The sequence below is a fragment of the Kitasatospora sp. NPDC096140 genome (assembly GCF_040303045.1).
Lineage (GTDB): Bacteria > Actinomycetota > Actinomycetes > Streptomycetales > Streptomycetaceae > Kitasatospora.
The window spans coordinates 47930-55279 of record NZ_JBEOUW010000010.1; the positions used below are offsets into that span (position 1 = coordinate 47930).

Here is a 7350-nt window from a genome sequence, read left to right on the forward strand (position 1 = left end):
ACGGTCTCTCCGGGACGGCGTGGGATGCACTCAGCCTGCGCCACCCCGGGCCGGGCGGCAAGGGTTGCAAGGGGGTTGCAATAACCCCCGTCCGGGGCAACCGGCCCTTACGGCGCTTGTCGGACGGAGCGTCAACTTCCGTACATCGAACGGATGTCCACGAAATGGATGGAAGCCGTCCACGGTGTGACCGCCCGCTGGTACGCTCTCCCCCTCCCCGACGCGGGCCCGCGGCGGAAACGGCCCCCCGCGGCGGCCGGAGCCGGGCCCGGCGGTCGCGCGTGGGAGAATACGGCGACGCGACGGCGACTTCGGGGAGGGAGGGGTCCGGTGGCTGTGCGCGAGGACACCACGCAGGACGTGCGGCACGAGCCCGAGCGGCACGGCCGGAACGGCCGGCACGGTAGACCGCGTCCGTTCGGCGGCCGGCTCCGCCTGCCCACCCTGCGCTTCTCCGGCGCCGCGATGGCGATGTCCACCGTCGTCGGCATCAGCATCGCCACCACCCTCCTGCTCAACGAGCAGCAGGGGATCGGCCGTCGGGCCGGCGTGGCCCGGGTCGGCTCCACCCCGCCGCCCACCCCGGGGGCCACCGACCAGGCCGAGGCGGTCTCCGCGTCGACGCCCACGGCCGGCCCGGCCTCCGGCGGGCCGTCCGCCGCCCGGCAGCCGGCGCACCCGCCCACGCGCCCCTCGGCCCACCCCTCGGGAGCGGCACCCGTCCTGGCCACCCCCACCGAGCGCTCCGCACACCCGGGCGACCCGACCGGTGGCCGGACCGCCGCCGGACAGGACGCGCAGCCCTCCGGCACCCAGCTCGCGGGCAGCGAGCCGAGCGGTCAGCCCGGCGCACCGGCGCCGGGCGGACCCTCGCCCGTCGCCCCGACCCCGCCCACCGAGCAGCCCGTCGGCGGGCCCACCGACGACCGGCCGCCGAACCGGCCCGGCCTCAAGCCCACCGGACCGACCCACCCCGTGCCGCCCACCGCGACCGACCCGGGCGGCGACACCGGCACGGCGACGGGTGCCCCCGGCCCCACCGCGCCCGACCCGACCGCACCCGCTCCCACGGCGCCCGTTCCCGTCGTGCCCGACCCGGTCGACCCGGACCCGAGCGCCGACCACGCCCTGTCCGGCGTCGCCCTGGTCTCGCCGCTCGGCCGCGACGGCCTGCGGCACGAGCTGGGGCTCACCGTGACCGAGTCGGTCACCGCCCTGCAGGCCGAGTTCCGGCTCGTCCCCGGCGACTCGGCCGCCGGCCCCGGCACCGCCTGGACCGACCTGCCCGGAGCCGTGGTCACCGTCCAGCAGGAACGCGGCACCCTGGTGTACCGCTTCACCACGCCGCCCGGCACCGACGTCCGACCGGGCCACTACACCTTCGGGGTGCGCGGCGCCCGTCCGGCCGCGGCCGACCCGTCGGCGGTCCGCAAGTCGGCCCCGACGGAGAGCTGGAGTGCCTCCGCCTTCGCCCTCGGCCACCCGCGCGCGGTCGCCACGCTCGGCACCTTCGGCCCCGCCCTTCCCCTGCCCGCCGCACCTCGGCCTCCGGGCACTCCGGCCGGTCCGCAGGTCCCCGCGCCCCGCTGACGCCCCGCCCTCGGCCCGGTCCGGCCGGTCGCCGCGGCCGCCCGGCCGACAGCCCGTTGTTACAACGTTCCAACAGTCCGACGATCCGACAGCTGACCTGCCCGGACGGGCGCATCCCCGCACCCTCGTTCGTTACTGTGGGCACCACCCGGCCGGGCGCCCCCAACGGCCCCCGCCCGGGGCCGTCGTTCCGCACCCGAGGAGGAGTCCGTGCCCACCGTCCTGACCCAAGGCGGCAACGCACCGCTGACCGCCGCGCGAGTGACCGTCGAGGTCACCGCGCCCAAGGCGCTGGACGTCTCCGGCCTGCTGCTGACCGACGCCGGGAAGGTGCGCTCGGACGACGACTTCGTCTTCTTCAACGCCCCGAACGGCCCCGGTGTCAGCCACCGCCCGGCCGCCGCCGGGACCCCCGACGCGATCACCGTCGACACCCGGGCCGTCCCGGCCGGCATCACCAAGATCGTGGTCACCGCCAGCCCCGCCGACCAGGTCTCCACCTTCGCCGGGACGGAGCCCACCGCCACCGTCCGGGACGCCGACAGCGGCGAGGTCCTGGCCACCTTCACCCCGCCCCCGCTCGGCGTGGAGACCGCGCTGATCGTGGTCGAGGTCTACCTCCGCAACGGCGCCTGGAAGGTCCGCGCCGTCGGCCAGGGCTACGCCAACGGCCTCGCGGGCATCGCCACCGACTTCGGCGTCAGCGTCGAGGACACCCCGGCCGCCGAGGCCGCCCCGGCCCCCCCGGCCCCCGCGGCCCCCGCGGCCCCCGCCCCGAGCACCCCGCAGGCTGCGGACCCGACCGTCCAGCTCCCCACCCCGCCGACGGCCCCGCCCGCTCCCCCGGCGGCGCCCGCAACGCCGCCCGCCGCCGCGGTCGACCCGCGGATCGCCATCGCCACCGGCTCCCACGCGCTGCCCCCGCTCCCGCCGGCGCCGCCCGCCACGCCCCCGGCCCCCGCCCCGGCCGCGCCGGCGAAGATCACCCTGGACAAGGGCCGGGTCAGCCTGGTCAAGGGCAGCTCCGTCTCCCTGATCAAGAACGGCCGCCCCTTCCTCTCCTCCGTCCGGATGGCCCTCGGCTGGGAGCCCGCCGGCCGCGGCCGCAGCGTCGACCTGGACGCCTCCTGCCTCGCCTTCGACGCCCGCCACAAGCGGCTGGAGACGGCCTGGTTCATGAAGCTGAACATCTTCAACGGCGCCATCGCCCACTCCGGCGACAACCTCACCGGCGGCGGCGACGGTGACGACGAGATGATCACCGTGCACCTGGAGGGCCTGCCGGCCGAGGTCCACGGGCTGGTCTTCGTCGTCAACTCCTTCTCCGGCCAGAAGTTCACGGACGTGAAGAACGCCTACTGCCGCCTGCTGGACGCGGGCACCAACGAGGAACTGGTCCGCTTCGACCTCACCCACTCCGAGCCCCGCACCGGCGTGGTGATGTGCAAGCTGGTCCGCCGCCCGGGCGGCGAGTGGGAGATGACCGCGCTCGGCGAGTACGTCGACGGCAAGACCGCCCGCGCGATGATCGAGCCCGCCGCCGCGCTGCTCTAGTCATGCCCGCGCCCGCGAATTCACCCTCCTGAGGCATCAAGTCGTCCACGCACCGGCTCGATTGACTCTCAGGGGGGTGAATCGCACTCTCCCCCGCACTCGCTGAGGAGAGACCGTGCCACGCTTCCCGTCCCGCCTCGCCGTCGCCGGCACCGCCGTCGTCCTCGCCGCCGGACTGACCACGCCCACCGCCGTCCAGGCCGCCGCCAAGCCGTCCGCCCGCGCCCGGGCCCTGAGCTGGGTGGCGATGGGCGACTCGTACACCGCCGGCGTCATCGAGGCCACCGGCGCCGAGACCGAGCCGGTCGACGGCTGCGCCCGCACCGTCGGGTCCTACCCCGAGATCGCCCGTCGCGACCTCGGCTCCCTGGTCGACCAGCACAACGTCAGCTGCAGCGGCGCCACCACCGAGAACGTCGACGCCACCAAGCTCTCCCCGCTCGGCCGCCCGCTCCCGCCGCTCGGCTCCGACCCGAACGCCCCCTACCCGCCCGTCCCGCCGCAGATCGACGCCGCGGGCCCGGCCACCGACCTGATCACCGTCGGCATCGGCGGCAACGACCTCGGCTTCGCCGAGATCCTCAAGAACTGCATCGAACTCGGCGCCACCCACCTCGGCCAGGGCACCCCCTGCAAGGACGCGTACGACGCGAGCCTGCCCGGCCGCCTCGCCGGGCTCCGCGACGCCTACTACCGGATGCTCACCGCGCTGCACGCCAAGGCCCCGTTCGCCAAGGTCCTCACCGTCGGCTACCCGCACCTCGTCCCCGAGGACATCAACCTCTGCACCTACGGCGACCTGCGCCAGTTCGCCACCCTCACCACCGGCGACCTCGCCTGGGCCCGCACCGCGATCGTCGAGCCGCTCAACGCGGCCATCGCCCGCACCACCGCCGCCCACGGCGACACCTTCGTCGACCTCTACCCCACCACCGCCGGCCACAGCGTCTGCGACGCCGACCACTGGCTGGACGGCGTGCTGACCAGCATCCTCCCCCTGAAGTACGCGCTGGTGCACCCGAACGCCCGGGGTCAGGCCAACGCCGCCGCCGTCGTCGAGAACGCCGTCCTCGGCGGCTGACCCGCCGGCCGCCGGGCGGGGCCCGGGCATCCCGCGGAAAACCACTGGCCCGGCCCGGTGCTGTGGATCATGCTTGTCGGATGCTCATCCGCGAAGCCACCCCCGAGGACTGGCCCGAGATCTGGCCGTTCTTCCGGACCGTCGTCGCCGCCGGCGAGACCTTCCCCTACCCCCTCGACATGCCCTCCGAGCTCGGCCGGAAGTGGTGGCTGCTCGCCGCCCCCAACCGGACGGTGGTCGCGGTGGACGACGACGGGCGGATCGTCGGCACCGCCAACATGAACCGCAACCGGCCCGGCAACGGCTCGCACGTCGCCAGCGCCAGCTACCTGGTCGACCCGGCCCACCACGGCAGGGGCATCGGGCGGGCCCTGGTCGAGCACACCCTCGACTGGGCCCGCCGGGCGGGCTTCCGCGCCATGCAGTTCAACGCGGTGGTCGCCAACAACCACCACGCCGTGAAGCTCTACGAGTCGCTGGGCTTCGAGATCGTCGGCACCGTCCCCGAGGCCTTCCGCCACCCGGTCGACGGCTACGTCGGCCTGCACGTCATGTACCGCCCCCTGTAAGGGACTTGTCCCGGGCTCGGCCCCGCCGCCGCTACTCCTCGATCGCCCCGCCGACCCGCCGCAGGTGCTGCCGGAAGCTGTACGACGGGTCGGCGGCGCGGCGCTCCAGGTAGTCGTCGAAGGCGGTCTGCCGGCGCAGCGTGTCCCCGGAGGCGATCCGATCGGCCTGCGCGCGCTCGGTCCGGGCGATCGCGCCCGCCACCTCCAGCACCTCCTCGACCCGGCCGGCCGGGACGAACAGCACCCCGTCCGGGTCGGCGAACACCACGTCCCCGGCGGTCACCGCGTGCGGCCCGACCCGCGCCGAGAGCAGCGCCTCCGGCTCCCGCTCGTCCAGCCGCATCGGCCCGAGCGGCAGGGCGCCGTAACTGAACACCGGCAGCCCGATGTCCAGCAGCTCGGGCGTGTCCCGGTGCAGCCCCCACACCACGATCCCGGCCACCCCGGCGGCCCGCGCCTCCAGCACCGCGAGGTCCCCGATGCAGGCCTCGTCGGTCCGCCCGCCGTTGTCGATCACCAGGACGTCCCCCTCCCGGGCGGTCCCGTACGCCTCCAGGAAGACGTCCACGCTCCCGTAGTGCCGCACCGGCAGCACCCGTCCCGCCGCCCGGCTCCCCTCGGCCACCCCGCGAACCCCCACCGGCGCCGCCCGCAACCCCACCCCGAGCCGCACACACGCATCCGCCACCAACGGCGTCGACAGCCCCGCGAACTCCTTCAGCATCCCCAACTCCTCCCACCAAAAGCCCAGTTCACCAGAAAACCACGCCATCGAGTGATCTTCACGCGAACCCGCCCGACACATCATCGAACCCAATAGGCTGCGCGCAAGCCGGAACGAGAGGACTTCCATGGACGCGACCGATAGCGCCATCCTCCTCGAACTGTTTCTCGATCTCGACACCCCTGAAGGACTCCGCGCCGAACTCCTCGAAGGCGAGATCCTCATCGAACCACCCGGTGACGGCCATCACGCCCACCTCCGCAGCGAGTTGGCCGATCAGGTGTGGCACGAGTCGGCCACCGAGATGCAGATGTCGCAGCACAAGGGCCTTCGCCTCGCCGCCGGCACTCCCCACCCGCCGAATCACGTCATCCCCGATGTCACGTTCGCCCCCGAGGAGCTTCGCCTCTTCCGCGGCGCCGCGCCGTGGATGGAGCCCGACGGCGTCGCCATGGTCGCCGAGGTCACGTCGAGCAGGCCCGACCAGGACCGCATCACCAAGCGGCACTGTTACGCCCGCGCCGGCATCCCGCTCTATCTCCTGATCGACCGCGAGAAGTCCCAGGTCAGCCTCTTCAGCGCCCCTCACCGCGAGGAGTACACCGAGGTCCACCTCGCCGCGTTCGGCGAACCGCTCACGATCCCCGCCCCCTTCGGGTTCGACCTGGACACCAAGGACTTCCTCTAGAACCACGGACTCCGGAAACCACGAAAACGGCCCGCACCCCCCGTCAGGGGTGCGGGCCGTCCGTTCGGTGGCGCCGGGGTCAGCTGCGGGTGGCCATGGCGCGCAGGAAGAAGGTCAGGTTGGCCGGGCGCTCGGCGAGGCGGCGCATGAAGTAGCCGTACCACTCCTCGCCGTACGGGAGGTACACGCGCATCGTGTTGCCCTCGCCGGCGAGGCGCAGCTGCTCCTCGGGGCGGATGCCGTAGAGCATCTGGTACTCGAAGGAGTCCCGGGTGCGGTGGTTCCACTCGGCCAGCTGACCGGCGATCTTGATCATGTTGGGGTCGTGCGAGGCGATCATCGGGTAGCCCTCGCCGGCCATCAGGATCTTCAGCGCGCGGACGTACGCGAGGTCGACCTCGTGCTTGCCCTGGAAGGCGACCGCCTCGGGCTCCTTGTAGGCGCCCTTGCACAGGCGCACGCGCGAGCCGGGGCCGGAGAACTCGCGGCAGTCGGCCTCGGTGCGGCGCAGGTAGGCCTGGAGCACGACGCCCAGCCAGGGGAAGTCCGCCCGCAGCTCGCGCGCGATGCCGAGGGTGGAGTCGGTGGTGGTGTGGTCCTCCATGTCGAGGGTCACCGTGGTGCCCGCGTCGGCGGCGGCCTCGCAGATGCGGCGGGCGTTCTCCAGCGCGATCTTCTCGCCGTCCACCGGGAGGAACTGGCCGACGGCCGACAGCTTGACCGACACCTCGGCACCGGCCGCCAGGCCGGTCTCCTTGAGGGCCTTGAGCAGGTGCTCGTACGCCTCGGCGGTGCCGGCGGCCTGGGCGGCGTCCTGGGTGTCCTCGCCGAGGTGGTCCAGGGTGACCTTGCGACCGGTGGCGACCAGGTCGTCGCAGGCGGTGACCGCGTCGTCGAGGGCCTCGCCCGCGACGAAGCGCTCGACTATCGCGTGGGTCGGGGGGAACTTCTCGACCACGGTGCGGACCTGCGGGGACCGGGAGGCCGCGAGAAGGGCGGAACGGAGCATCGTGACTCCTGGAGCTGGTGTTTCCAAGGGTGGCAGAAGGGCCGGGGCGGCGGTTCGGGTGGGTGGGGCCGCCGCCCCGGCGGGGGGGGGGGCGGCGGCGCGGGGGGGGGGGGGCGGGGGCGCGGGGGCGGGGCG

The 7350-nt window shown here is 74.2% G+C and carries 7 protein-coding genes; 5 read left to right on the forward strand and 2 right to left on the reverse strand.

The window, feature by feature from the left end:
• Nucleotides 1–330: 330 nt before the first annotated feature.
• The 4 genes from ABT048_RS12650 to ABT048_RS12665 all read left to right on the forward strand — a co-directional run bounded on the left by ABT048_RS12650 (nucleotide 331) and on the right by ABT048_RS12665 (nucleotide 4794).
• Nucleotides 331–1590, forward strand: coding sequence for a hypothetical protein (locus ABT048_RS12650; RefSeq protein WP_350521352.1), 1260 nt, complete (start codon nucleotides 331–333; stop codon nucleotides 1588–1590).
• Between the two features lie 222 nt (nucleotides 1591–1812).
• The gene (locus tag ABT048_RS12655; protein WP_350521521.1) at nucleotides 1813–3144 is read left to right on the forward strand and encodes a TerD family protein; all 1332 of its coding nucleotides are present in this window, start codon (nucleotides 1813–1815) and stop codon (nucleotides 3142–3144) included.
• Nucleotides 3145–3259: 115 nt separating this feature from the next.
• A complete protein-coding gene (locus ABT048_RS12660; protein WP_350521353.1) occupies nucleotides 3260–4225 on the forward strand; it encodes an SGNH/GDSL hydrolase family protein in 966 nt (321 codons plus the stop codon).
• A gap of 80 nt (nucleotides 4226–4305) precedes the next feature.
• A complete protein-coding gene (locus tag ABT048_RS12665; RefSeq protein WP_350521354.1) occupies nucleotides 4306–4794 on the forward strand; it encodes a GNAT family N-acetyltransferase in 489 nt (162 codons plus the stop codon).
• A gap of 31 nt (nucleotides 4795–4825) precedes the next feature.
• Here the strand turns inward: ABT048_RS12665 and ABT048_RS12670 are convergent, their stop codons facing one another.
• On the reverse strand, nucleotides 4826–5518 hold the full coding sequence (locus ABT048_RS12670; protein WP_350521355.1) for an RraA family protein: 693 nt from the start codon (nucleotides 5516–5518) through the stop codon (nucleotides 4826–4828).
• A gap of 127 nt (nucleotides 5519–5645) precedes the next feature.
• On the opposite strand from ABT048_RS12670, the gene ABT048_RS12675 reads away from it, so the two are divergent.
• Nucleotides 5646–6206 (forward strand): Uma2 family endonuclease, encoded by a 561-nt coding sequence (locus tag ABT048_RS12675; protein WP_350521356.1) that lies wholly within the window; start codon nucleotides 5646–5648, stop codon nucleotides 6204–6206.
• A 79-nt stretch (nucleotides 6207–6285) separates the two neighbouring features.
• On the opposite strand, the gene ABT048_RS12680 is transcribed toward ABT048_RS12675, so the two are convergent.
• Complete coding sequence (locus tag ABT048_RS12680) at nucleotides 6286–7215, reverse strand: proline dehydrogenase family protein (protein WP_350521357.1); 930 nt, start codon at nucleotides 7213–7215, stop codon at nucleotides 6286–6288.
• Between the last annotated feature and the right edge of the window lie 135 nt (nucleotides 7216–7350).